Genomic DNA, 23853 nt, shown 5'->3' with positions numbered 1-23853 from the left:
GTGCAGCCACGCGAGAGCCTCCTTGCTCGACGCACGACCCGGACGCTCCCAAGGTACTCGCGGGTCCGCGTTCGTGCGCCTCACCACCGGGCCCCTCATGGCCACAGCCGCCGCTGCGCCTCGTCCCACCGGTCCTGGCCGGCGCCGCCCTCCCCGGGCTCGTAGCGGGTCAGCTCCGCCGAGGCCAGGACCCGCCGGCGCAGGGCCGCCAGGTCGCCGTCGATAGCGCCGAGGGCCCGCGCCTGGACGAGGAGGTTGCCCATGGCGGCCCCCTCGACCGGCCCGGCCACCACCGGCAGCCCGATGGCGTCGGCGGCGAGCTGGCACAGGAGCGTGTTGCGGACCCCGCCCCCGACGAGGTGGACGACCCCCACGCGCCGGCCGGCGAGGCCCTCGGCCTGCCGCACCGCGCGCCGGTAGGCCAGGGCGAGGGAGTCGAGGATGCAGCGCACGGTCTCGGCGCGCGTGCCGGGCGCCGGCGCCCCCGTGCGCGCGACGGCGCGGGCCAGTCGGGCCGGCATGTCCCCGGGCGCCAGGAGGTCGGCGTCGTCGACGTCGATGACACGGCGCAGCGGCGTGACGCGCCCCGCCTCGGTGATCAGCGCGGCGAGGTCGACGGCGTCCCCGTCCTCCTGCCAGGCCCGCACGCACTCCTGCAGCAGCCACAGGCCCATGACGTTGCGCAGGTAGCGCACGGTGCCGTCGAGGCCGAGCTCGTTGGTGAAGTTGGCGGCCCGCGACGCCTCGGTCAGCACTGGCGAGTCGAGCTCGAGGCCCACGAGGGACCACGTGCCGCAGGAGATGTAGGCGAAGTCGGGGCGGGTGGCGGGGACGGCCACGACGGCGGAGGCGGTGTCGTGCGACCCGACGGCGACGACGGCGGCGTGGAGGCCGCCGGCCGCCCGGCCGACCTCGCCGCGGAGCGGTCCGAGGACGGTGCCCGGTTCCGCGAGCGGCGGGAGCAGGTCGAGGACGCCGACCCCGAACCCGTCCCGCACGCGCTGCCCGACGCTCTCGGACCAGCGGCGCGCGCGCACGTCGAGCAGGCCGGTGGTGGAGGCGTTGGTCAGCTCGGCGACCTGCTCGCCGGTGAGCCAGTACCCCAGCAGGTCGGGGATGAGCAGCAGCCGCCGGGCGGCGCCCAGCTGGGCGGTGCGCGCCGCCGCGACGAGCTGGAAGACGGTGTTGAAGGGCTGGACCTGCACCCCGGTGGCCGCGTAGAGCTCGCCCGCGGGAACCTGCCGGAGGACGCGCTCGGGCACGCCCGCCGTGCGCGGGTCGCGGTAGTGCACCGGGTTGCCGAGCAGGGCGCCGTCTTGGTCGAGGAGCCCGAAGTCGACCGCCCACGAGTCGATGGCGATCCCCGCGATGTCGTCGCTGCGGCGCCGGGCCTCGGCGAGCGCGTCGAGGATCTCGGCGTACAGGGCCAGGACGTCCCAGTGGAGCCGAGGGCCCCCGGCGCCGGGGACGAGGACCGGCCGGTTGGGGAACCGGCTGAGCTCGGTGGCCCGGACGCCGTCGCCGTCGGCGGCGCCGAGGATGACCCGGCCGCCGGACGCGCCGAGGTCGACGGCCACGAAGGTGGTCATCGCAGGAATGCGGCGGCCACGCCGGAGTCGACCGGGACGTGCAGCCCGGTCGTCTGGGACAGGTCCGGGCCGGTGAGGGCGACGACCGCCGCGGCCACGTGCTCGGGCAGCACCTCCCGCCCCAGCAGCGTCCGCCCCGCGTAGTACGCGCCGAGCTCGGACTCCTCGACGCCGTACACCGCGGCCCGCTGGGCGCCCCAGCCCCCGGCGAAGATCCCGGAGCCGCGCACGACGGCGTCGGGGTTGATGCCGTTGACGCGGATGCCGTGCGCGCCGAGCTCGGCGGCGAGGACGCGGACCTGGTGGGCCTGGTCGGCCTTGGCCGCGGAGTAGGCGATGTTGTTGGGCCCCGCGAAGAGGGAGTTCTTGCTGGCGATGTAGACGATGTCGCCGCCCAGCCCCTGCGCGACCATCGCGCGCGCGGCCTCGCGGGAGACGAGGAACGACCCGCGGGCCATGACGTCGTGCTGGAGGTCCCAGTCCGCCGTCGTCGTCTCCAGCAGGGGCTTGGAGATCGAGAGCCCGGCGTTGTTGACCACCAGGTCCACGCCGCCGAACGCGAGGGACGTGGCCGCGACCAGGGCGGCGACGTCGTCCTCGGCCGTGACGTCTCCCCGCACGGCGACGGCGACGTCCCGGCCGCCGATCTCGGCGGCGACACGCTCGGCGGCCTCGAGGTTGATGTCGGCGACCGCGACGCAGGCGCCCTCCTCGGCGAGCCGGCGGGCGATGGCCCGGCCGATGCCGGAGCCGGCGCCGGTGACGAGCGCGACACGGGTGGCCAGCGGCCGGGGCGGGGGCATCCGGCGAAGCTTGGCCTCCTCCAGGGCCCAGTACTCGATGCGGAACTTCTCGGCCTCGGCGATGGGCGAGTAGCTCGACAGCGCCTCGGCGCCGCGCATCACGTGGATGGCGTTGACGTAGAACTCGCCGGCGACCCGCGCGGTCTGCTCGTCCTTCCCGAAGGAGAACATGCCGACGCCCGCGATCAGCACGACGGCGGGGTCGGCGCCGCGCATGGGTGGCGTGCCGGGGCCTGCGTGGCGCTCGTAGTACGCCCGGTACTCGGCGCGGTAGGCCTCGTGCAGCTCGCCGAGCCGGGCGACCACCTCCTCGAGCGGCGCGCCGGCGGGCAGGTCCAGAACAAGGGGCCGGACCTTGGTGCGCAGGAAGTGGTCCGGGCAGGAGGTGCCCAGCCCGGCGAGGGCGGCCAGCTTCTCGCGGGAGAGGAGCTCCAGGACGTCGTCGGAGTCGGTGAAGTGGCCGACCTGGCGGGCGTCGCGGGAGACCAGCCCCCGGATCACCGGGGCGAGGACGGCGGCCCTGGCGCGGCGTTCCGCCTCCGGGAGGGGCTCGTAGCCCGGCCGGCGGGCCCCGAAGGGGTGGTGGCCCTGCGCGAGCAGCGTCTCGGTGCGCGCGGCGATGAACGCCTCGGCGGTGCGGATGATCTCGAGGGACCGGGCCTCGCACTCGTCGCTGGTCTCGCCCCAGGCCGTGATGCCGTGGCCGCCGAGGACGCAGCCGATGGCGCGCGGGTTGTCCCGCCTGATCCGGGCGATGTCCAGGCCGAGCTGGAAGCCCGGGCGGCGCCAGGGCACCCAGGCCACGCGGTCGCCGAAGATCTCCCGGGTGAGGGACTCGCCGCCCGCGGCGGTGGCGACGGCGATGCCGGAGTCGGGGTGCAGGTGGTCGACGTGGGCGGCGTCGACCAGGGCGTGCATGGCGGTGTCGATGCTCGGGGCGGCGCCGCCCCTGCCGTGCAGGCAGTAGTCGAACGCGGCCACCATCTCGTCCTCGCGCTCCCGCCCGGGGTAGACGTCCACGAGGGCGCGCAGGCGGTCCAGCCGCAGCACCGCCAGGCCCCGCTCGGTGAGGGTGCCCAGGTCCCCGCCGGAGCCCTTGACCCACACCAGCTCGACGTCCCCGCCCGTGACCGGGTCCGTCGCGGTGCCCTTGGCGGAGGTGTTGCCGCCGGCGTAGTTGGTGGTGCGCGGGTCGGCGCCGAGCCGGTTGGACCGGGCCAGGAGGTCGGCGACGACGGGGCTGGTCATGTCACGCCCCCCAGCCGGCCTGCCCGCCACCGACCCGCTCGGCGGCCGCCCGCCGCGCGTAGCCGGAGGCGGCGAAGGCGGCCACGGGGTCCGGGTCGAGGCCCTTGTCGAGACGGACCTGGGCCAGGAGCGGCCGCACGTCGGTGCTGTAGGCGTCCATGAGCACGCCGTGGGCGCCGAGCACGTCACCGGCCTGCTGCGCGTCGTGCAGCGCGGCCCGGTCCACGAGCAGCGCCTTGGCGGTGGCCTCCTGGACGTTCATCACCGACCTGATCTGGGCCGGGATCTTGGGCTCGATGTTGTGGCACTGGTCGAGCATGAAGTTCACGCCGGAACCCGGCCGGAGCGCGTCGGCCGCCACGATCTCGTTCATGATCCGGAACAGCTGGAACGGGTCGGCGGCGCCGACCATGAGGTCGTCGTCGGCGTAGAAGCGGGAGTTGAAGTCGAACGCCCCCAGCCGCCCGACCCGGAGGAGCTGCGCGACGATGAACTCGATGTTGGTGCCGGGGGCGTGGTGGCCCGTGTCGAGCACGACGTCGGCCTGCTCACCCAGCGCCATGCAGTGCAGCAGCGCCGTGCCCCAGTCCGGGATGTCCATGGCGTAGAAGGCGGGCTCGAAGAGCTTGTACTCGAGGAGGATCCGCTGGTCCGGGTCCAGGGCGGCGTAGATCTGCGCCAGGGCGTCCGCGAGGCGCTCCTGCCGCGCGCGGAGGTCGTCCTGGCCCGGGTAGTTCAGCCCGTCGGGCAGCCAGATCTTCAGGGCGCCGGACCCGGTGGCGCGCATGACGTCGAGGCACTCGAGGTGGTGGGCGACGGCCTTGCGCCGCACGGCCGGGTCGGGGTGGCACAGCGAGCCGAGCATGTAGTCGTCGTCCTGGAAGACGTTGGAGTTGATCACGCCGATCGCGACGCCGAGGTCCTCGGCGTGGCGGCGCAGGTCCGCGAAGTCGCCCACCCGGTCCCAGGGGATGTGCAGCGAGACCCGCGGCGCCGCCCCGGTGTACCGGTGCACCTGCGCGGCGTCGGCGATCTTCTCGTACGGGTCGCGAGGCACCCCGGACTGGGAGAACACCTTGAACCGGGTGCCGGAGTTGCCGTACGCCCAGGACGGGACCTCGATGGTCTGCTCGGCGAGCATCCTGCGGACCGTCCCGGTGCCGAGAGCTTCCGTCACGTCCACCGCGAGCTCCTTCGCCTCGTGCGCGGCCGTGCTGGGTGCCGGTCGGCTCCGTGGACACCGCGTGGGCCGGTGCCCGCCGCACAGGAGGGGCGTACGCGTGACCAGGCGCTGGCCCGGGCGCCGTTGCCCGCTGTGCTCGTGATGGGGACCCTAGGTTTCGCCCCCGGCGGCGTCAAGGCCCGCCGGGACCACAGGTCCGGCATCCGCGCTCGCGCCGCGGCCTATCCTTGTCAGGGCCTCCGGCAGCAGGGGCGCCGAGCTGAGGGAGGACGGGGCATGGCCGTGGGCCAGGACGGGACGAACGAGGCCGAGGCCACCGCGCAGGACGGTCTCTTCGAGCTCCCGCCGGGCACCCGGCGGGCCGCCGCCCGCGTGGTGCTCCTCACCGGACCGTCGGGCTCGGGCAAGACGTCGCTGACCCGGCGCATGGGCCTCCCGGTGGTCTCGCTGGACGACTTCTACCTCGACGGCGAGAACCCGTCGCTGCCGCGCCGCTACGGCATCGTGGACTGGGACAACCCGCTGTGCTGGGACCGGGCCGCGGCCATGGCCGCGCTGGTCGAGCTCAGCAGCACCGGCCACGCCGACCTGCCGGTCTACGACATCCCGACGAACCGGCGCACGGGCACCACGCACCTGTCCCTGGACGGCCTGCCGCTGTTCATCGCCGAGGGGATCTTCGCGGCGGAGATCGTCGAGGCGTGCCGCGAGGAGGACATCCTCGCCGACGCGCTGTGCATCTGGCGCCCCCGCGCGCAGACCTTCTGGTACCGGCTCATGCGGGACCTGGGCGAGGCGCGCAAGCCCCCGATGACGCTGGTCCGGCGCGGGCTCAACCTCGCCCGCAACGAGCCGGCCATGATCGCCGACCTCACGGGCAAGGGCGCGCGCAAGGTCCGTGTCGACGAGGCCGAGCGGGACATCGCGGCGCTCCTGCGGCGCTGAGCCGGCCGCCTCCGCCAGGGGCGGGACGGGCCGGCCAGGTCACGGGTTCGCAACGAAACGCCCGCGGCCGCCGCCCAGCCCCTACGGTGCGGTCATGAGGGCCATGAGGTGGGTCGTCGCGCTGCTGCTCGCCGCGGTGCTCCTGACGAGCTGCACGGACGCGCCGACGGGCAGCTCCGGCGCGGAGTCCGTGCCGGGGGTCGGCGGCGAGGCCCCGGCCGTCGGGGACCAGGGCGGCGGGGCGCAGGGCGGCGGGCAGGGCGCCCGGGACGTCATCTCGACGGGGTCGATGACGCTCGTCGTCGCGGACGCCCGTGACGCCGCCGACCGCGTGGCCGCGATCGTCGAGGGCGCCGGCGGCCGGGTCGACGAACGCTCGGAGCAGGCCGGCGGCGAGGGCATCGACCCGGCCGCGTGGCTGACCGTGCGTGTCCCGTCCGCGGACCTCACCGCGACGCTGGACCGCCTCGAGAGCCTCGGCGAGGCCCGCGACCTGACCATCAGCTCCCAGGACGTCACCCGCGAGACCCGGGACCTCGACGCCAGGATCACGGCCCTCCAGACGTCGGTGGACCGCCTGCTGGCCCTCATGTCGGGCGCCACGACCAGCGCCGACCTCATCGCGGCCGAGAACGCCCTGAGCGCGCGGCAGTCGGACCTCGAGGCGCTCAAGGCGGAGCGGGCCGGGCTCGCCGAGCGGGTCGACCTCGCCACGCTCCGCATCCAGCTGGTCACGGCACGCTCGCCGAGCCTGGCGCCGGGCGGGTTCCTCGGCGGCCTGGCCACCGGGTGGGACGCGCTCGTCTCCTTCGCCAGCGCCGTGCTGGTGACCCTCGGTGTGCTGCTCCCCTGGCTGCTCGTCCTCGCGGGCCTCGCCGCCGTCGTCCTCGCGGTGGTGCGACGGCGCCGCAAGGTCGAGCCGGAACCAGCGCCCCGGGAACCGCAGGACGTCGGCGCCGGCTGACCGGCGGGCTCAGCGCCGCTTGACGAGCGGGAACGTGATGGTCTCGCGGATGCCCTGGCCCGTCAGCGCCATGAGCAGCCGGTCGATGCCCATGCCCATGCCGCCGGCCGGGGGCATGCCCTGCTCCATGGCCTCGAGGAAGTCCTCGTCGAGCACCATCGCCTCGGGGTCGCCGGCCGCGGCGACCAGCGCCTGGGCGGCGAAGCGCTCGCGCTGGATCACCGGGTCGACCAGCTCGGAGTAGGCGGTGGCGAGCTCGAAGCCGCGCACGTACAGGTCCCACTTCTCCACGACGCCGTCCTTCGCGCGGTGGTCGCGGGTCAGCGGCGAGGTGTCCACGGGGAAGTCGCGCACGAAGGTTGGGGCGTAGAGGTGGTCGCCCACGAGGTGCTCCCAGAGCTCCTCGACGATCTTCCCGGGCGTGTAGTGCGGCGCCAGGGAGATCCCGAGCCGGTCGGCGTGGGCCACGAGGGTCGCCGTCGGCGTGGCCGGGCTGACCTCCTCCCCCAGCGCGCCGGAGAGCGAGTCGAACAGGCCGATCTGCGCCCACTCGCCGCCGAGGTCGTACTCCTCGCCGTCCTCGAGGACCACGGTGGTCGAGCCGAAGGCGTCCAGCGCCGCGCGCTGGATGATCTCGCGGGTAAGCACGGCCATGGTGTCGTAGGAGCCGTACGCCTCGTACGCCTCGAGCATGGAGAACTCCGGGGAGTGCGTGGAGTCGGCGCCCTCGTTGCGGAAGTTCCGGTTGATCTCGAAGACCTTCTCCACGCCGCCGACCACCGCGCGCTTGAGGAAGAGCTCGGGGGCGATGCGCATGTACAGGTCGACGTCGTAGGCGTTCATGTGCGTGACGAACGGCCGGGCGGCGGCGCCACCGGGCTGGATCTGCAGCATCGGCGTCTCGATCTCGACGAACTCGCGCTCGTCGAGGGACCGGCGCAACGACTTCACCACGGCGGCGCGGGTGCGGACCATGTCCCGGGCGCCCGGGCGCATGATGAGGTCGAGGTGGCGGCGGCGCACCCGCCCCTCCTCGGAGAGCGCGACCTGCTCACCCGCCTCGTTCTCGTAGGTCTTGGGCAGCGGGCGCAGCGCCTTGGCGGCGAGCTGCCAGGAGTCGGCGAAGATGCTCAGCTCGCCGCGCCGGGAGGCGATGACACGGCCGTGGACGAAGAGGTGGTCGCCGAGGTCGACGTCGGCCTTGAAGGCCGCGAGCGACTCCTCGCCCACCTCGGCCTTGGACAGCATGACCTGGAGTCGCTCCCCCGCCCCGTCCTGGAGGGTGGCGAAGCAGAGCTTGCCGGTGTTGCGGAGGTACATCACGCGGCCGGCGAGGCCGACGGCGACGTCGGTCTCCTCGCCCGCGGCGAGCCCGCCGTGCGCGGCGCGCACGGCCGCGATCGTCGTCGTGATCGGCAGCGTGACCGGGTAGGGGTCCACGCCCTCGGCGAGCAGCCGTGCACGCTTCTCGGCGCGGACCCGGACCTGCTCGGGGGCGTCCTGGCCGTGCTCGTCGTGCTCGGCGTCGTCCGTGGTCACGCCCTGGTCGGTGGTCTGTTCGGTCACCGGACAAGGGTAGCCGCACCAGGTTCGCCCGCTCACGGCCGGAAACGTGATGTTGGCGGCGTCGGACGCCGCGGGCTCAGTCGTGGAGCGGCCTCAGGCGGGGCGGGCTCAGGCGCGGGGCCCGGGCCCCACGCGCGAGCCCACGCTCTGGCGGTAGTCGGCGACGGTCATGCCGCTGGGCTCCACGCGCCGGGCCGCTCCGTCGTCGACGGCGGGCACCTGCCCGGGCTCCTCGCCGACGTCGAGGATGCGGTTGCGGCCGTCGACGAAGACCACGTGCGGCGTGTAGTCGCGGGCGTCCGCGTCGCTGAGCTGGCCGTAGGCGATGACGATGACCAGGTCGCCGGCGTGCACGAGGTGCGCGGCCGCGCCGTTGATGCACACGGTGCCGCTGCCCCGCTCGCCGGGGATGACGTAGGTGGTCAGCCGGGCGCCGTTCGTGACGTCGACGACGTCGACCTGCTGGCCGGGCAGGAGGTCCGCGGCGTCGAGCAGCTCGGCGTCGATGGTGATGGAGCCGACGTAGTGCAGGTCCGCCTGGGTCACGGTGGCGCGGTGGATCTTGCCGGTCATCATCTGGCGTACCAGGGAGCTCGGCGTCGTGCGGGGGGTCATGCGGGCCTCGGTCCTTGCAGCTGGAGGGTCATGTTGTCGATGAGCCGGGTGCCGCCCACGCGGGCTGCGACGGCGAGCAGGCCGGGGCCGGTCGCGTCCGGGCCGACGGGCAGGAACGTCCCGGGGTCGACCAGTGCAAGATAGTCGACGGCCACCCCCTCGCCCGTATCGAGCACCTGCCGCGCCGCGGCCAGGACGGCGTCCGTGTCGGCGCCCGCGTCGGCGGCCGCCCGGCCGGCGTCGAGGGCGCGGGACAGGGTCAGCGCCCGGGCCCGCTCCGCCGGGGAGAGGTAGGCGTTCCGGCTCGACATGGCCAGCCCGTCGCCCTCGCGGCGGATGGGGACGCCCACGATCTCGACGCCGAGGTCGAGGTCCCGCACCATCGTGCGCACCAGCGCCAGCTGCTGCGCGTCCTTCTCGCCGAACAGCGCGACGTCCGGCCGCACCAGGTTCAGCACCTTGCACACGATCTGCAGCACCCCGGCGAAGTGCCCGGGCCGCGTGCGGCCCTCGAGCACGTCCGCGACGGGGCCGGGGTCGACGCGCACGAGCGGCCGGGCGACGTACGCCTCGTCGTCGTCCGGCGCGAAGACGACGTCGACCCCCGCCTGGGTCAGCAGCGCCAGGTCGTGCTCGAGGTCACGGGGGTAGGCGGCGTAGTCCTCGCCGGGGCCGAACTGGAGCGGGTTGACGTAGACGGAGACGACCACGTGGTCGGCGCGCGCCTGGGCCTCGCGCACGAGGGCGAGGTGCCCGTCGTGCAGGGCGCCCATAGTCATCACCAACGCGCGGGTGCCGGTCTGCGAGCGCAGGGCGGCGGCCAGCTCGCCGCGGGTGCGGGCGAGGACGGGATCGAGGGGCGGGCGGTCCGTCGCGTCGCGGCCGGTGACGGGCGCGGCGGCGGGAGCACCGGCCGCGTTCGCGGCGGCGGCCGCCTGGGGGCGGACGCCTGAGGCACCGCCCTCGGCTCCGTCCACGGCGAGGGCGTCGAGCAGTGCGGTGGCGGCGGCCTCGCTCAGGCGCCCGTTCGCCAGGGCGCGCCTGGTGGTGACGCGGGCCAGGTCGCGGTAGCTGTCGACGACGTCGGCGAGGTCCTCGGGTGCGAGCGCCCCCAGCGCGGCGAGGTGCGCCCGGACCGTGCCGACGTCCCCGCGGACCACGGGCCCGGTCAGGCCCTGCTCGCCGCCCCGCAGCGCGCCGTCGAGGGCGGCGGTCAGCAGCGGGGCGAGGAGTGTGCCGGGCTCCTCGATGCCCGTGGCGCGCAGGGCCCGTTCCGCCTGGGCGACGAGGGTGACCAGATGGTTGGCGCCGTGGGCGAGGGCGGCGTGGTAGACGGGCCGGTCCGCCTCGTCGAGCACGAACGGCTCGCCGCCGATCTCGACGACGAGAGCCTGCGCGATCGGCAGCACGGGCGCGGCGGCGGTCACGGCGAACGGGCACCCCGTCAGGCGGGACAGGTCCAGGCTCGTGCCGGTGAACGTCATGGCGGGGTGGATCGCGAGCACGATCGCGCCCGCGGCCCGCGCGGGGGCGAGCACCTCGGTGCCGTAACGGCCCGAGACGTGCACCACGAGCTGGCCGGGCTGCCACCGGCCCAGCTCCGCGAGCCCGGCGACGAGGTCGGGCAGGACGTCGTCGGGCACGGTGAGCAGGACCAGCTCGGAGCGCTCGACGACCTCGTCCACGCCCAGGACCGGCACGCCCGGCAGGAGCGCCTCGACCCGGTCCTTGCTCTCCGCGGAGACCGCGGTGGCCCCGACGACGGCGTGCCCCACGCTGCGCAGGGCGCTGGCCAGGACGGCCCCGACCCGGCCGGCACCGACCACCCCCACGCCGAGACGACCGGGGCGGGGCGAGTGGGCGGGGCGGACGACGGGTTCAGGACTCACGCCGACATCATCCCAGGACGGGCGACCCCGGGGCCGTGCCGCCCGGTTGGGCCGGCGTCTCCTCCGCGCCCTCCGCGCCGTCGGAGCCGGCCGGCGGGGCGCCGACGCGCCGCTGCCACTCCTGCAACCCCTCGGCGGCCCGCGCACCACGGGCCCGGTGCGCCTGCTCGAGCAGCAGGGCCCCGGCCAGGTGCGCCTCGAGGTGTGTGGCCACCGCGGTGACCGGCCCGGGCACCGAGTGGGCGTGCAGGTCGGCCACGCCGAGCCGGCGCTCGAGCGGGCCCTGCTGCAGGGCGAGGGACTGGGTGCGCTCGTGCGGCACGACCGCGAGCTGGCGCGCGAGGCGTCCGCGGCGCACGAGCAGGGCGGTGCGGGTGATCCGCAGGCCGTTGCGGCGCCAGGTCAGCGGGTCGAGCCAGCGGGACGCCCGCGGGCTGGTGAGGAACCCGCCCGCGCCGCCGTGGCCCTCGAGCGCGGCGTCGAGGACGGGCTCGGCCTCGTCCACACCGAGGTCGGGGAGCACCAGCCACAGCGCGGTCAGGGCCTCGCCGCGGCTGCCGACGGGGAGCAGCACGGTCTCCACAGCGCCGCCGTTGCCGGGCACGTTGATGCCGTAGCCGGCAACGTTGACCTCCACGCGCCACCAGCCCCGCCGGCGCCACAACAGGGGCTGGCTCAGGACGACGGCCTGGACGCGGCCGGGTGGCAGGGTCTGGGTGCGGGTCTCGAGCAGCCCGTGGCGCAGCCTGATGCCGTCCGGCGAGATCGCCGCCCTGAACCCGAACTCGCCGGCGAAGCGGCTCCACAGGTAGCCGCCCCAGCCCAGGACCGCCGGAAACGCGCCGACGAAGGGCCCGAAGTTGCGGGTGATGATCGCCGCGGTCACGAGAACGGCCATGACGAGGACGAACATGATCATGGAGCCGGACAGGAGCAGGGAGCCGACGATCCGGCCCGCCGGGACCTGGACGATCTCGCGCTCGGGCGCCGCGACGACGGGGCGTGCCACGCCGACAGGCGACCCGGCGACCGGCATCGGCGCGCCGGCGGTCCGGGCCATGATCTCGTTGCGCAGGTCCTGTGCGTCCGCCTCACGCAGGTACCCGATGACCACGTTCGACCCGCCGCTGCCGGCCGTCTCCACCCGGACCTGGGCGAGGCCGAACAGGCGACCGAGGAGCGGCTGGACGACGTCGATGGCCTGCACCCTGTTGAGGCGGGCGTGGCGCTCCTGGCGGAAGAGGATGCCGGTGTGCAGGTCGATCGACTCCTCGCCGACGGTGAAGCGCATGCGCCGCCAGGACAGCAGCGAGTAGACGGTCGCCACCAGCGCGATCAGGGCGAGCCCACCGACCACGGCGAGGATGGCCCGCGCGCGGTACTGCGCGACGGTGTCCCAGACCTCGGCGGGCAGGTTGGTGACGTCGTCCGTCAGCTGCCACGCCAGGAACGCGAGGACCGCGACGATGACCTTCCAGGCGTTCAGGACGGGGGTGATCTTGTGCACGCGACGCCAGGCCGGCTCGCGCGGCGCCCCCTGCCCGGGCGCGCCGCCGTCGTGCGGCAGCGGCCCGCCGTCGTGCGGCAGCGGCCCGCCGTCGTGCGGCAGCGCCGGCCCCGCGCCGTGCGGGACGCCGGAGCCCGGGGTGGCGCTCACAGCCCCGCCAGCCTGGCCTCGCCACGGGCGGTCAGCCGGTCCCGCAGCCGGGACGCCTCGGCGGGCGGCAGGCCCGAGATCTTGGCGTCGGTCTGGGCGGAGGCGGTGTGCAGCTGCACCTGGGCCACGCCGCAGCGGCGGTCGAGCGGGCCGGCGTTGACGTCAACGAACTGCATGCGCCCGTAGGGCACGACCGTCAGGGAGCGGAAGAGGATGCCCCGGCGGACGAGCAGGTCGTCCTCGGCCTCGGCGTACCCCATCGCGCGGACCTGGCGCGGGATCAGCCACAGCAGCCAGGCGAGGACGGCGATCACCACGACCGGTGCCGCCCACACCCAGCCGCCGAAGATGACGCCGAGGACGACGGCCGCCACCACCGGCACCACCAGCGAGAGGCACACCACGATCACCCGCGCCCGGATCAGCCCGTCCGAGACGGGCGTGAAGGTGACGCCGAACGGCTCGAAGGGGCTGGCCACCCCAGCGGCCGGGCCCGGGGCGCGGGTCGGCTCGTCGGCGGGTCGGGTGGTCATCGTCGTCTCCTCGGTGGTCGGGTGCTCCGACAAGCCTGGCAGAAGAGCGCCGGGACCTCAGCATCCTCGGCCCGCACCCCCGCCGGCCCGCACCCGCTCACGCCGCGGTCGGCGTCGTCCTGCCCGGCCCCGGCTTCTCGGGGTCGTCGTCCTCCGGCGGCACCCGGCACCACCACTCCACGAGCAGTGCGGCGCCCACTAGCACCAGGCTGGTGGCGAGAGCGAGCCCGGACGCCCAGGCCTGCTCACGGGGCAGCGGGGCGGCGAGGTTGTCCAGGTTCGAGAGCAGGTGCGCGGCGAAGTACCCGACCAGCGCCGAGCCGACGAGCGCACAGGACTTGGCGAGCACCACCACGCGGGATGCGCCGATCGGCGTCATGGAGGTGGGCTTGCGGTGCACGAGCCGGCGCACGTTGCGCCCGAGCCCGAGGAGCACGACCGTGAGGACCGCCGGGCCCAGCCCGCTCACGGTGGGCACGGGGACCGGCAGGTTGCCGCGCTCGTCCAGCACGGAGAGCACGAGGAAGGTGACGAGGCCGGCCGCCAGGGCAAGGGCGACGAGCGTCTGCCACGAGGTCCGCCGCATCAGCGCGCCCCCGCACCGGCGTCGACGCCGTGCCCGGCCGCCGGCAGGTCCGGCACGTCACCGCTGAGCCAGTCCGCGGCCAGCCAGCGCACCGTCCGGCGGTCCGGCGCCCGGTCCGCCAGCTCGGCCACCAGGCCGCCGGCCGGCCCGGGGAGCACGGCGCCCGGTTCCGCCTGCGCCCACGGGACGAGGACGAAGGCGCGCTCGTGGGCACGCGGGTGAGGCAAGGTCAGCACCGGGTCGGCGACGACGAGGTCGCCGACGCTGATGACGTCCACGTCCAGGGTGCGCGCCCCCCAGTGCTCGTCACGGCGTCGGCCGTGCTCCGCCTCCAGGCGCCGGCCCAGCGCGAGCAGCTCCAGTGGGGCGAGGGTGGTGGCCCCCACGACGACGGCGTTGAGGTAGTCCGGCTGCGCCGCCTGCCCGGCCGCGAGCACGGCGGCGGTGCGCGCCAGCGGCGACACGGCCAGGGTGCGCACGCCGGGCGCGTGCCCGAGCGCGCCGACCACCTCGCGCAGCGTCCCGAGCGGGTCCCCGAGGTTGGCGCCCAGGGCGAGCACGAAGCGCGTGCCGCCGTCCGGGCGCCGGGCCAGCACCGCCCTGCGGCGGATGCTCACCTGGACGTCGTCGAAGGGCACGGTCAGCGGCGCCCGGGGCTTGTGCACGGTCACGTCCACGGCGCGCACACCGGGCCGGGCGAGCACCGCCTGCGCGATCCGCTCGGCCAGGGTCTCGAGCAGGTCCACCGGTTCGCCGCCGAGGAGCGCCGCCACGTCGTCGGCGACGTCGGCGTAGCTGACGGTGCCGGCCAGGTCGTCGGCGCGGGCCGCGGCGCGCGTGTCCAGGTGCATGACGACGTCCGCGCCGAAGGGCTGGCCCTCGACGCGCTCGTGCTCGAAGACGCCGTGGTGGCCGACGGCGCCCAGGCCCAGGAGGCGGATCTGGTCGAGCTCCTGCCCGTCGGCGCCCAGGACGGGGGAGGTCATCGGTGCGCCCGCCATGCGGCGGCCACGCGCACGGCGTCGGCGGAGCCGACGACCTCGTGGACCCGCACGGCCCAGGCGCCGGCGTGGGCGGCGAGCGCGCTGACCGCGGCGGTGGCGTGGTCGCGGGCGAGGGGCTCGGCGGCGACCTCGGGGGCCACGACGCCGGAGAGGAACCGCTTGCGCGAGACCCCCACGGCCACGGGGTGCCCGAGGGCGGCGAGGGCGTCGAGGTGGGCGAGCAGGCGCCAGTTGTGCTCCGGGTCCTTGGCGAAGCCGAGGCCCGGGTCGATCACGATCTGCTGGGGCCGGACCCCGGCGGCGAGCATCTCGGAGACGCGCGCCTCCAGCTCGGAGCAGACGTCCACCACGACGTCGTCGTAGACGGCGAGGGAGTTCATCGTCTCGGGCGTCCCGCGCCAGTGGCCGAGGATGTACACGGCCCCCGTGCGCGCCACGGTGGCGGCCATGGCGGGGTCGGCCAGCCCGCCGGAGACGTCGTTGACCAGGAGCGCGCCGCCCGCGAGCGCGGCCTCGGCGGTCGTGGCGTTGATGGTGTCCACGCTGACCACGGCGCCGTCGCGGGCGAGCGCCTCGACGACCGGCAGGACCCGGGCGAGCTCCTCGGCGGGGGTGACCGGGTCGGCGCCGGGGCGGGTGGACTCGCCGCCGATGTCGACGATGTCGGCGCCCTGGGCGAGCAGGTGGCGGCCGTGGGCGATGGCCACGTCGGTGTCGAACCACTGACCGCCGTCGGAGAACGAGTCGGGCGTGACGTTGACGATGCCCACGACGAGCGTCCGCCCGGTCTCCTGCAGTGCCTGCGGGAGCGGGCTGGGCGTGGTCCAGGCGGTCGGGGTGCTCATCCGTCCAGGCTATAAGTCAGGGCGGCAACCGGCTCACGGGTCTCGGCGTCGGACCGGGCCGGCCTCAGCCGCGGTGGCCCAGGATGAGGCTCATCGCCTCGGCGCGGGTGGCCACGTTGCGCATCTGGCCGCGGACGGCCGAGGTCAGGGTCCGGGAGCCGGGCTTGCGCACCCCGCGCATGGACATGCACAGGTGCTCGGCCTCGATGACGACGAGCACGCCGCCGGGGTGGAGCCGGTCGACGAGGGCGTCGGCGATCTGGGTGGTCAGCCGCTCCTGGACCTGCGGACGGCGGGCGAACCCCTCCACGAGCCGGGCGATCTTGCTCAGCCCTGTCACCCGCCCGTCCGCGGCCGGGATGTAGCCGACGTGGGCGACGCCGTGGAACGGCAGGAGGTGGTGCTCGCACATCGAGTACAGCGGGATGTCCCGGACGATGACCATCTCCTCGTGGCCGATGTCGAAGACGGCGTCAAGGTGGTCGGCGGGGTCCTCGGTGAGGCCGGCGAACATCTCGGCGTAGGCCCGCGCCATGCGCTCGGGCGTGCCGGCGAGGCCGTCGCGCTCCGGGTCCTCCCCCACGGCCACGAGCAGGTCACGTACGGCCCGGCGCACGCCGTCGGCGTCGTAGGGCCGGCGTGCCCGGCCGTCGCCGGGCGGGCGCGGCGAGTCCCCGGGCGGGCGCGGCAAGTTGCCGGGCACGGCCTCGTGCGGTCCGCTCACAGGCCTTCCGCCGCGCCGCCGACCCGGCCGTCCTCGGGGATCTGGCCGACCGGGGCGTGGTCCCCGAGCGCGGTCTCCCCCGCGGCGGCCATCTCGTCCTGGGGCAGCATCTGCTCGTGCCGGGCCACCTCGGCCGCCGTCTGCACGGGCGGGATCGTGCTCACCTGACGGTCCTCGGACGAGAGCCACACCGGCCGGGCGGGCCGCTTGACCACGGGGGCGAAGACCCGGGCGAGCTCCGCCTGGTTGAGGGTCTCGTGCTCCAGCAGCTCGAGGACGAGGTGGTCCAGGACGTCGCGGTACTGGGTGAGGATCTCCCAGGCCTCGTCGTGGGCGTTCTCCACGAGCTGGCGGACCTCCTCGTCGACGATGCGGGCGACGTCGTCGGAGTAGTCGCGCTGGTGGCCCATGTCACGGCCGAGGAAGGGCTCGCCCTGCGTCTGCCCCAGCTTGATCGCGCCGACGCGCGCGCTCATGCCGTACTCGGTGACCATCTTGCGGGCGAGCGCCGTCGCCTTCTCGATGTCGTTCGAGGCGCCGGTGGTGGGGTCGTGGAAGACGATCTCCTCCGCGACGCGCCCGCCCATGGCGTAGGCGAGCTGGTCGAGGAGCTCGTTGCGGGACGTGGAGTACTTGTCCTCGCTGGGCATGACCATCGTGTAGCCGAGGGCGCGGCCGCGCGGCAGGATCGTGACCTTCGTGACGGGGTCGGTGTACCGCAGGGCCGACGCCGCGAGGGCGTGCCCTCCCTCGTGGTAGGCGGTGACCTTCTGCTCCTTCTCGTTCATCACGCGCGTGCGCTTCTGCGGGCCGGCGACAACGCGGTCGATGGCCTCGTCCAGGGCACGGTCGTCGATGAGCTGGGCGTTGGAGCGGGCGGTCAGCAGCGCGGCCTCGTTGAGGACGTTGGCCAGGTCCGCGCCGGTGAACCCGGGCGTGCGCTTGGCCACCATGCCCAGGTCGACGCCGGGGGCCATGGGCTTGCCCTTCGCGTGGACGTGGAGGATCGCGGCGCGCCCGTGCATGTCCGGTGCCTCGACGGAGACCTGCCGGTCGAACCGGCCGGGGCGCAGCAGCGCGGGGTCCAGGACGTCGGGGCGGTTGGTCGCGGCGATGAGGATGACGTTGGTCTTGACGTCGAAGCCGTCCATCTCGACCAGGAGCTGGTTGAGGGTCTGCTCGCGCTCGTCGTGCCCGCCGCCCAGGCCCGCGCCGCGGTGACGGCCGACGGCGTCGATCTCGTCCACGAAGATGATGGCCGGCGCGTTGGCCTTGGCCTGCTCGAAGAGGTCGCGCACGCGGGACGCGCCCACGCCGACGAACATCTCGACGAACTCCGAGCCGGAGATGGAGAAGAACGGCACCCCGGCCTCGCCGGCGACGGCGCGGGCCAGGAGCGTCTTGCCCGTCCCGGGCGGCCCGTAGAGCAGCACGCCCTTGGGGATCTTGGCGCCCACGGCCTGGAACTTCGCGGGCTCGGCGAGGAACTCCTTGATCTCCTGGAGCTCCTCGACGGCCTCGTTCTCGCCGGCGACGTCGTCGAACGTGACCTGCGGGGTCTCCTTGGAGACCAGCTTGGCCTTGGACTTGCCGAACTTCATCATGCCGCCGGCGCCGCCCTGCGAGCGGGACAGCAGCCACCAGAAGACGACGAAGATGATGAGCATCGGCAGCAGGAACGTGATCAGCGACGTCCACACCGACGTCGTGGGGACCACGGAGTTGTAGCCCTGCTCGGGTGCGGCGTTCTCGACGGCCTGGATGACGCCCGGGCCCTGCGGCTCGACGTAGGAGAACTCGACGGACGTGCCCTTGTCGACGGTCCCGCCCTCGCTGTCCGGCGCCTTGTACGGCTCGGACAGCGTCATGCGCACCCGCTGGGTGCCCTCGGTGATCTCCACCTGCTTGACGGTGTCGCCGGCGAGCAGCTCGAGACCCTGGGAGGTGTCGATCCGCTGGGTGCTGCCCTGCCCCAGGAGCGACCACCCCATCGAGACGAGGAGGAGCATGATGAGGATCCAGATCAGTGGCCCTCGGAGCAATTTCTTGGCGTTCATCGAGTATGGGCTTTAAGCCCGGTCCCTCCTGGTCGCACGGTCATCGCCCGACGGTATATGACAAACCTGACCGATGGCCGGGCTCGCCCCTCGTGTTCGCGCAGGGCATGCACGGGACAACGCCCGACGCCCCGGCGCTGTTCCAAGGCTCCTCGCGGTTCCCCGGGCCGGCGGCACCCGCGGAGCCGCCGCGTCGGGCTCAGCCGCCGTAGACGTGCGGCGCCAACGTCCCGACGAACGGCAGGTTCCGGTACTGCTCGGCGTAGTCGAGGCCGTAGCCGACCACGAACTCGGTGGGGATGTCGAAGCCGACATAGCGCACGTCGACCTGCACCTTCGCGGCCTCGGGCTTGCGCAGCAGCGTGGCGATCTCGACGGACGCGGGCCCCCGGGAGCGGAGGTTGGCGACCAGCCAGGACAGGGTGAGCCCGGAGTCGATGATGTCCTCGACGATGAGCACGTCACGCCCGTGCAGGTCGGAGTCGAGGTCCTTGAGGATGCGCACCACGCCGGAGGACTTGGTCCCGGAGCCGTAGGAGGAGACTGCCATCCAGTCCATCTGGACCGGGACATGGATGCGGCGCGAGAGGTCCGCCATCACCATGACGGCGCCGCGGAGCACCCCCACGAGCAACAGGTCCTTGCCGGCGTAGTCCGCGTCGATGTCCGCAGCCATCTCGTCCAGCCGTGCCTCGATCTGCTCCTGGCTGACGAGGACCTTCTCCAGGTCCTGCCCCATGTCCTGCGCGTCCACTGCGCCCCTTTCCGAGCTCGTCCGGTGGCGCGACCACGACCACCTCGCCGGCTCACGCCCGGCCGTGGCCGTCGTGAGCAGCGAGTGTCAGCCTGCCACACCTGCGGGTGGCGGTGACGCCGCCGGGCAGCTGGAGGGGACCCTGCCCGTGGTAGGCCGAGACCACGGCGTCGAGGGCCTCGACGTGGACGGCGGCGAGCGCGCCCGGCGCCGCCCCGGCGAGCAGCGCGGCCGAGCGCAGGGCGCGCGTGCGCAGCGCCGGGTGCGCGCCGCCCAGCACGGCGACGTCGAGCTCGACGGGCGGCCGGCCCAGCAGTGCGCGGTGGAGCAGGTCGTCGGCGAGGCGGTCGAGGAGGTCGCCGTCGCGCCGGAGCTGGGCCGCGGTCCGCCCGAGCGCGGGGACGACACCGGGCCCGAGGGCGCCCACGAGCGCGGGCAGCACCCGCTCGCGGAGCGCGGCGCGGCGCAGCGCCGTGCCGTCCGCGGCGCGCCAGGGCCCGTCCGCGCTGTTCGCGGGGTCCCGCACGTAGTCCAGGCCGAGCACGCGGCACACCTGTTCGGTCTGGGCGCGCCGCATGGCCAGTAAGGGGCGCCGCCAGAGCCCGTGCACCGTGGCCATGCCCGCCAGGGAGCGCGCGCCGGAGCCGCGCGCGAGGCCGAGCAGGACCGTCTCGGCCTGGTCGTCGAGGGTGTGCCCCAGGAGCACGGCGACTGCGCCGGCGTCCCCGGCGGCCTGCGTGAGGGCGGCGTACCGGGCGTCCCTCGCGGCCGCCTCCGGTCCCCCGGCGCCGCTGCCGCGCGCCCCGCCGACGACCTCGACCGGGCGCACCAGGACCGGCTCGAGGCCCAGCCGGCGGCACTGCTCCGCGGCGCCGCGCGCGACCTGCCCCGACCCGGGCTGGAGCCGGTGGTCGACGACCACGGCGCCGGCCGACCAGCCCTCCCGGGGCGCGACGAACGCCGTCGCGGCGGCGAGCGTGAGGGAGTCGGCGCCGCCGGAGCAGGCCACGAGGACGCGGGCGCCGGGCGGCAGGTCGGCCAGGACGCGCCGGACCCCGGCGCGTGCGGCCGCGACGTCGGGGTGGGGTCCGGCCACCTAACCGTGCACGCGGCGGACCCACGCCCCCGGGTCGGCGACCTCGGCCGCGCTCGGCAGCTGCTCCGGCGAGGTCCACACGGCGTTGAGCCCGTCGTGGCCGACCCGGCTCACGACGGCGCGCACGAACTTGGCGCCGTTGCGGTACTGGGCCACCTTGGCGTCCATGCCGAGCAGGCGGCGCAGCAGGACGTCGGGCGCGGAGGTCCCGTCCCGGCGCTTCTCGAAGGCGGCGCGGATCCGGCGGACCGAGGGCAGGACGGCGGGGCCCACCGCGTCCATGACGACGTCGGCGTGCCCCTCGAGCAGGCTCATCACCGCCACGACCTCGCCCATCGCGGCGCGCTCGGAGTCGCTGAGGAATGCCTCGACGAGCGGGCCGCCCACCTCGTGGGAGGGGACGTCACCGGGGCCGGAGAAGGCTGAGGCGAGGGTGTCCACGATGGCGCGCAGCGCGCGGCCGAGGCGCTCGGAGCCCTCCTCGGCCGAGGAGACGCCCTCGACCAGGGCCCGCATCCGCGAGGAGAGGTGGCCGGCCAGCCACGGCGCGGCGGCGAACTGCACGGCGTGGGTCTGCTCGTGCAGGCACACCCACATCCGGAAGTCCATGGCGTCCAGGTCGAGCTCGCGCTCGACCTTGAGGACGTTGGGGGCGACGAGCACGAGCCGCCCCGGCGAGGGGCCGGCCGGCGTGAAGGGGTCGAACTGGCCCAGCACCTTGGGGGCCAGGACGGCGAGCATCACGCCCATCTCCTCCCCCGCCATGCGCGCCGACCCGGGCAGGCGGGAGGTGGGCAGGAGCCCGTCGGTGAGCTGGGCGAACATCTCGACGTTCGCCTGCGCCCACCGGGGCCGGTCGACCACGTAGACCGGGACCTCGGCGGCGCGCCGCGCCGCGGCACGCAGCCCGGTGATCTCCCCCACGTGCAGGGGCGCCTCGGCGCCGGCGCTGCGCAGCACCTGGATCAGGGCGCGGAGCTCCGCACGCGAGCCGCGGGGCCCCGGCGGGGTGAGGGTCCCGGCGCGGCGCACGGCCACCTGCCAGTCGACGGCGCTGCTCATGGGCCTAACGTAATGGTTCAGGCGCACCCGCACGCCGCGAGCCCGTCGACCCAGTCGTCGACGGCGGCGCGCGCGTCGAGCGCGGTGCCGAGCGGCAGGGAGTCCGTGAGGACGGCGAACACGAGCAGCCGGCCGTCGGCGTCGACCACCGTCCCGCTCAGGCTGATGGCCTGGTTGAGCGTCCCCGTCTTGGCGCGCACGATCCCCGCCGACCCGCCGGAGAACCGGCCGTCGAGGGTGCCGTCGAGGCCGCCCACGGGCAGCGACGGGGGGAGGCCGTGCAGCGAGGTGGCCTCCGGGTCGAGCGCCGTCAGGAGCACGTCCGCGAGCACGGCGGGCGGCACGCGGTTCGTCATGCTCAGCCCGGAGCCGTCCTCCAGGTGCACCCCGGACACGTCCACGCCGAGCTCGTCCAGCTGCGCGAGGACGGCGGCCGTCGCGCCGGCGAAGTCCGCCGTGTCGCCCCGCTCCACGGCGACCAGGCGGGCCAGCACCTCGGTGACCGAGTTGTCGGAGTGCTTCAGGGCGTAGCGCACCTGCTCCCCCACGGGCGCCGAGCGGACCTCGGCGAGCGCGGCGGCGTCCGCGGGGGCGGCGGCGCGGCCGACGTCGCCGCGCACCGTGACACCTTGCGCGGCCAGGGCCGCCGCGAAGGTCCGCGCCGCGTCCAGGGCCGGGTCCTCGGCGGCGCCGCCTCCGCCCTGCCCCGTCTCCACGGCGAGGGCCTGGACCGGCATCACGAAGCTCCGGTCGGTGCCGGTGACGTCCGAGGCGTACAGCGGGCCCGTGAAGAGGCGGTCGTCGAGGCCGACGCCGACGCTGGTGAGCCCCTGCGCGCGCAGCGCCGCGGCGGTCTCGGCGGCGAGGTCACCCAGGCCGGCGCGGCCCATCACGGCACCCGGGTCGCCCGCGCCGGCGGCGAGCATGACGTCGCCGCCCCCGACGAGCACCACGGAGTCCTTCCCGGCCTGGACCGCGGACGTCGTCAGGGTCCGCGCGGCCCCGAGGGCGTCGAGCGCCGCCGCGGCCGTGAGCAGCTTCTGCGAGGAGGCCGGGACGCGCGCGGTGGCGCCGTCGGCATCCAGCAGGGTCGCGCCGGTGACGGCGTCGGCCACCACGATGCCGGCGGCGCCCGCCATCCGGGGGTCCTCGGTCAGGGACCGGGCCCGGGTCTCCAGCGCGGCGGTGCCGGGCACCGGGGCTTCGGCGTCCGGGCCGGCCACGGCGGGCGCGGCCGGCGCGCCCCCGGGGAGCGTGACGGCGGGGAAGGTCGCGGGATCGGCCGGGGCCGGGCCGGTGGTCAGCACCCCGGGCACGATGTCCGCGGCGTCCGCCACGCCGTACCCGCCGAGGAGCAGGGCGACGGCGCCGACGGCGGTCCAGGCGGTGCGTCGTCGAGCCACCGCACCTCCCGCCAGAACCGTTTCAGGGCCGTGTCCGCGCACGAGCCCCCTCTCGTGCGACACACTAGTGCCCAGGAGTGTCCCGTCAGCTCAGTGCCGGGCGCGCACACAGTGCCCCGCTGACGGCCGCGGTCGTCGGGGGCGGAGGAAGGGAAGCCGTGGAGTTCGACGTCACGATCGAGATTCCCAAGGGGAACCGCAACAAGTACGAGGTGGACCACGAGACGGGGCGCATCCGGCTCGACCGGATGCTCTTCACGTCCACGCGCTACCCCGACGACTACGGCTTCATCGAGGGCACGCTGGGCGAGGACGGCGACCCGCTCGACGCCCTCGTCCTGCTGGAGGAGCCGACGTTCCCGGGCTGCCTCATCCGGTGCCGCGCGGTGGGCATGTTCCGCATGCGGGACGAGGCCGGCGGCGACGACAAGGTCCTGTGCGTGCCGGCCGCGGACCAGCGCGCCTCCTGGCGCACCGAGATCGAGGACGTCAGCGAGTTCCACCGCCTGGAGATCCAGCACTTCTTCGAGGTCTACAAGGACCTCGAGCCGGGCAAGTCGGTCGAGGGCGCCCACTGGACCGGGCGTGAGGAGGCCGAGGAGGAGATCCGCCGCTCCTACCAGCGCGCCAAGGAGACCGGCTACTACGACCACGCCGGCGCCGGGCACGCCGCCCACACCGGCAGCGGCGACGCCGGGCACGCCGATCCGACGGGTGCCGGGGACGCCGGCGCGCCGCGCGTCTGAGCCGACGAGGCCCCGCCGGGACGGCGGGGCCTCGTGCTGTGCCGGCGCCCGGGTGGGCGCGCGCGTCGGCGCGGGTCAGACGCGGACGCCGTAGGGCATGAGCCCGGTGGACATCATCGAGACCTCCTGCACGGGTGTCCCGGGCCGCGGCGCGTGCAGCCGCATGTTGCCGCCCGTGTAGATGGCCACGTGGTAGATGCCTGACGCCGAGCCGTTGTTGGACCAGAACACCAGGTCGCCGACGGCGAGCTGGCTCACCGGGACCTTCGAGCCGGCGCCGTACTGCGCGCGGCTGGTTCGGGGCAGGTTGATGCCGGCCTGCTGGAACGCGCGCATCGTCAGGCCGGAGCAGTCGTAGGAGTCGGGGCCGACGGCGCCCCAGCCGTAGGGGGTGCCGATCTGCTGCCGCGCCCAGGCGATCGCCACCTCGCCGGCGCCACTGGGAGCCGGGGCGGGCGCGACGGGCGCCGGGGCCGGCTTGGGCGCGGGCGCCGGGCTGGGCGCCGGCCGCGGGGCGGGCGGCGTGGTGACGACGGGGGCCGGGCTGGGCGCCGTCGGGGCTGTGGTCGGCGCGGGCGCCGGGG

The 23853-nt window shown here is 75.1% G+C and carries 20 protein-coding genes and 1 pseudogene; 3 read left to right on the top strand and 18 right to left on the bottom strand.

Annotated elements, in window-relative coordinates:
• Positions 1-95 precede the first annotated feature (95 nt).
• The 3 genes from EJK16_RS18465 to rhaI are packed head-to-tail and all read right to left on the bottom strand — an operon-like array spanning position 96 to position 4781.
• Complete coding sequence (locus tag EJK16_RS18465) at positions 96-1589, bottom strand: rhamnulokinase family protein (protein WP_127132049.1); 1494 nt, start codon at positions 1587-1589, stop codon at positions 96-98.
• A complete protein-coding gene (locus EJK16_RS18460; RefSeq protein ID WP_127132047.1) occupies positions 1586-3640 on the bottom strand; it encodes a bifunctional aldolase/short-chain dehydrogenase in 2055 nt (684 codons plus the stop codon). The genes EJK16_RS18465 and EJK16_RS18460 overlap by 4 nt, the downstream gene beginning before the upstream one ends.
• A gap of 1 nt (position 3641) precedes the next feature.
• On the bottom strand, positions 3642-4781 hold the full coding sequence (rhaI, locus tag EJK16_RS18455; protein WP_127132370.1) for an L-rhamnose isomerase: 1140 nt from the start codon (positions 4779-4781) through the stop codon (positions 3642-3644).
• Between the two features lie 318 nt (positions 4782-5099).
• On the opposite strand from rhaI, the gene EJK16_RS18450 reads away from it, so the two are divergent.
• Both EJK16_RS18450 and EJK16_RS18445 read left to right on the top strand, forming a co-directional pair.
• Positions 5100-5768, top strand: a complete 669-nt coding sequence (locus EJK16_RS18450) for a uridine kinase (RefSeq protein WP_205739846.1) — start codon at positions 5100-5102, stop codon at positions 5766-5768.
• A 94-nt stretch (positions 5769-5862) separates the two neighbouring features.
• Entirely contained in the window at positions 5863-6732 is an 870-nt protein-coding gene (locus EJK16_RS18445; protein WP_127132045.1) for a DUF4349 domain-containing protein, read from the top strand.
• A 9-nt stretch (positions 6733-6741) separates the two neighbouring features.
• Here the strand turns inward: EJK16_RS18445 and lysS are convergent, their stop codons facing one another.
• The 14 genes from lysS to dacB form a co-directional block, all read right to left on the bottom strand.
• Positions 6742-8298, bottom strand: coding sequence for a lysine--tRNA ligase (gene lysS / locus EJK16_RS18440; protein ID WP_127132043.1), 1557 nt, complete (start codon positions 8296-8298; stop codon positions 6742-6744).
• 108 nt (positions 8299-8406) lie between these two features.
• Positions 8407-8913 (bottom strand): aspartate 1-decarboxylase, encoded by a 507-nt coding sequence (gene panD, locus EJK16_RS18435; protein ID WP_127132041.1) that lies wholly within the window; start codon positions 8911-8913, stop codon positions 8407-8409.
• Positions 8910-10802 carry a pantoate--beta-alanine ligase gene (gene panC / locus EJK16_RS20680; protein ID WP_127132039.1) on the bottom strand — a complete coding sequence of 631 codons (1893 nt, stop codon included), beginning with the start codon at positions 10800-10802 and terminating at the stop codon, positions 8910-8912. Before panC ends, panD begins: the two co-directional genes overlap by 4 nt.
• Positions 10803-10809: 7 nt before the next feature.
• The gene (locus tag EJK16_RS18425) at positions 10810-12459 is read right to left on the bottom strand and encodes a PH domain-containing protein (protein WP_240646164.1); all 1650 of its coding nucleotides are present in this window, start codon (positions 12457-12459) and stop codon (positions 10810-10812) included.
• Positions 12456-12992, bottom strand: a complete 537-nt coding sequence (locus EJK16_RS18420) for a PH domain-containing protein (protein WP_127132037.1) — start codon at positions 12990-12992, stop codon at positions 12456-12458. The genes EJK16_RS18425 and EJK16_RS18420 overlap by 4 nt, the downstream gene beginning before the upstream one ends.
• Before the next feature lie 97 nt (positions 12993-13089).
• Positions 13090-13578, bottom strand: a complete 489-nt coding sequence (locus tag EJK16_RS18415) for a DUF3180 domain-containing protein (protein ID WP_127132035.1) — start codon at positions 13576-13578, stop codon at positions 13090-13092.
• On the bottom strand, positions 13578-14564 hold the full coding sequence (folK, locus tag EJK16_RS18410; RefSeq protein ID WP_164737412.1) for a 2-amino-4-hydroxy-6-hydroxymethyldihydropteridine diphosphokinase: 987 nt from the start codon (positions 14562-14564) through the stop codon (positions 13578-13580). The genes EJK16_RS18415 and folK overlap by 1 nt, the downstream gene beginning before the upstream one ends.
• Positions 14561-15427, bottom strand: coding sequence for a dihydropteroate synthase (folP, locus tag EJK16_RS18405; RefSeq protein ID WP_127132031.1), 867 nt, complete (start codon positions 15425-15427; stop codon positions 14561-14563). Before folP ends, folK begins: the two co-directional genes overlap by 4 nt.
• Before the next feature lie 64 nt (positions 15428-15491).
• On the bottom strand, positions 15492-16043 hold the full coding sequence (gene folE / locus EJK16_RS18400) for a GTP cyclohydrolase I FolE (RefSeq protein WP_240646175.1): 552 nt from the start codon (positions 16041-16043) through the stop codon (positions 15492-15494).
• A gap of 104 nt (positions 16044-16147) precedes the next feature.
• Complete coding sequence (ftsH, locus tag EJK16_RS18395) at positions 16148-18208, bottom strand: ATP-dependent zinc metalloprotease FtsH (protein WP_127132029.1); 2061 nt, start codon at positions 18206-18208, stop codon at positions 16148-16150.
• 199 nt (positions 18209-18407) lie between these two features.
• Positions 18408-18962 carry a hypoxanthine phosphoribosyltransferase gene (gene hpt / locus EJK16_RS18390; RefSeq protein ID WP_127132027.1) on the bottom strand — a complete coding sequence of 185 codons (555 nt, stop codon included), beginning with the start codon at positions 18960-18962 and terminating at the stop codon, positions 18408-18410.
• Positions 18963-19014: 52 nt separating this feature from the next.
• A complete protein-coding gene (gene tilS, locus EJK16_RS18385) occupies positions 19015-20058 on the bottom strand; it encodes a tRNA lysidine(34) synthetase TilS (RefSeq protein ID WP_127132025.1) in 1044 nt (347 codons plus the stop codon).
• On the bottom strand, positions 20059-21120 hold the full coding sequence (locus tag EJK16_RS18380; RefSeq protein ID WP_127132023.1) for a zinc-dependent metalloprotease: 1062 nt from the start codon (positions 21118-21120) through the stop codon (positions 20059-20061).
• 17 nt (positions 21121-21137) lie between these two features.
• A complete protein-coding gene (gene dacB, locus EJK16_RS18375) occupies positions 21138-22523 on the bottom strand; it encodes a D-alanyl-D-alanine carboxypeptidase/D-alanyl-D-alanine-endopeptidase (protein WP_127132021.1) in 1386 nt (461 codons plus the stop codon).
• Positions 22524-22681: 158 nt separating this feature from the next.
• Here dacB and EJK16_RS18370 point away from each other — a divergent pair.
• A pseudogene (locus tag EJK16_RS18370) lies at positions 22682-23158 on the top strand (inorganic diphosphatase); the annotation flags it as partial.
• A 186-nt stretch (positions 23159-23344) separates the two neighbouring features.
• Here the strand turns inward: EJK16_RS18370 and EJK16_RS18365 are convergent.
• Positions 23345-23853, bottom strand: a 509-nt coding sequence (locus tag EJK16_RS18365; RefSeq protein WP_205739845.1) for a C40 family peptidase, incomplete at its 5' end; no start/stop codon positions are given.

The sequence above is a fragment of the Georgenia sp. SYP-B2076 genome, assembly GCF_003991205.1.
GTDB lineage: Bacteria > Actinomycetota > Actinomycetes > Actinomycetales > Actinomycetaceae > Georgenia.
This window is presented reverse-complemented; position numbering and strand designations above follow the sequence as displayed.

Bases quoted from the DNA above. Each gene is read 5' to 3' on its own strand.
- EJK16_RS18420 (WP_127132037.1), bottom strand. From the start codon at position 12,992: ATGACCACCCGACCCGCCGACGAGCCGACCCGCGCCCCGGGCCCGGCC.
- EJK16_RS18450 (WP_205739846.1), top strand. From the start codon at position 5,100: ATGGCCGTGGGCCAGGACGGGACGAACGAGGCCGAGGCCACCGCGCAG.
- EJK16_RS18445 (WP_127132045.1), top strand. From the start codon at position 5,863: ATGAGGGCCATGAGGTGGGTCGTCGCGCTGCTGCTCGCCGCGGTGCTC.
- EJK16_RS18415 (WP_127132035.1), bottom strand. From the start codon at position 13,578: ATGCGGCGGACCTCGTGGCAGACGCTCGTCGCCCTTGCCCTGGCGGCC.
- panD (WP_127132041.1), bottom strand. From the start codon at position 8,913: ATGACCCCCCGCACGACGCCGAGCTCCCTGGTACGCCAGATGATGACC.
- EJK16_RS18465 (WP_127132049.1), bottom strand. From the start codon at position 1,589: ATGACCACCTTCGTGGCCGTCGACCTCGGCGCGTCCGGCGGCCGGGTC.
- ftsH (WP_127132029.1), bottom strand. From the start codon at position 18,208: ATGAACGCCAAGAAATTGCTCCGAGGGCCACTGATCTGGATCCTCATC.
- folP (WP_127132031.1), bottom strand. From the start codon at position 15,427: ATGAGCACCCCGACCGCCTGGACCACGCCCAGCCCGCTCCCGCAGGCA.
- EJK16_RS18460 (WP_127132047.1), bottom strand. From the start codon at position 3,640: ATGACCAGCCCCGTCGTCGCCGACCTCCTGGCCCGGTCCAACCGGCTC.
- rhaI (WP_127132370.1), bottom strand. From the start codon at position 4,781: ATGCTCGCCGAGCAGACCATCGAGGTCCCGTCCTGGGCGTACGGCAAC.
- folK (WP_164737412.1), bottom strand. From the start codon at position 14,564: ATGACCTCCCCCGTCCTGGGCGCCGACGGGCAGGAGCTCGACCAGATC.
- EJK16_RS18380 (WP_127132023.1), bottom strand. From the start codon at position 21,120: ATGAGCAGCGCCGTCGACTGGCAGGTGGCCGTGCGCCGCGCCGGGACC.